Here is an 884-nt window from a genome sequence, read left to right on the forward strand (position 1 = left end):
TGTGATTAACAAGTGATAATGTCTTAACTGTTATCAAAGGAAAATGTCCTAATAGATAACATATGTATAATAGTCTCTATTGGAGGTTATTGTGCTATATGAGAAGGATTAAGTTAAGAATGAACGAGCAAAGAAAATATCAGGTAATTAAAGATTTAGTTGACCAGCACAAAAATAAAAGACGAGCCGCCCTCACCTTAGACATTACTGTCAGGCAGGTGAACCGGCTCATCCGCAAATACCAAGACAAAGGAAAAGCGGCTTTTGTTCATGGGAACAGAAACCGCCAACCTGTTAATTGTCTCACCACAGAAATTAACAAACAAATTGTAACCTTATACCGGTCTAAATATCAAGACTGTAATTTTAAACATTACACCGAATTATTAAACCGGCGCGAGCACCTGCCAGTTTCTTATAGCAGTGTCTACAGCCGCTTAACCCAGGCCGACATCTATCCGCCTAAACTCTGGCGCAAAACCCGCAAGAAACGGGCTAAGGCTAGATATCGGGCCAAGCATCCAACAGCCAAGACTAAAACTGTTAAACAAGCAGTTAACTATCAGCTGGCTTTAGAAGATGCTCACCCACGACGGGAACGCTGTAAATATTTTGGTGAGGAGATCCAAATGGATGCCTCAAGTATTGTTTGGTTTGGGACTAAAAAAGCTGCACTGCACCTGGCAATTGATGATGCGACCGGCAACCTGGTTGGTGCTTACTTTGACTGGCAGGAAACTTTGAACGGTTACTACCACGTCTTTGAGCAAATCCTCAAAAACTATGGTATCCCTTACCGCTTTAAGACCGATAACCGGACTGTCTTTAACTATGAAACTGCTAAAACCAAGTCTGAAAATAAAGATGTCTTAACGCAATTCGGC

At 41.5% G+C, this 884-nt stretch carries 1 pseudogene; it reads left to right on the top strand.

The annotated features are described in order from the left end of the window. Positions 1-119: 119 nt before the first annotated feature. Positions 120-884: pseudogene (locus tag FC77_RS07705) on the top strand (helix-turn-helix domain-containing protein); the annotation flags it as partial.

Source organism: Lactobacillus acetotolerans DSM 20749 = JCM 3825, assembly GCF_001436775.1.
GTDB lineage: Bacteria > Bacillota > Bacilli > Lactobacillales > Lactobacillaceae > Lactobacillus > Lactobacillus acetotolerans.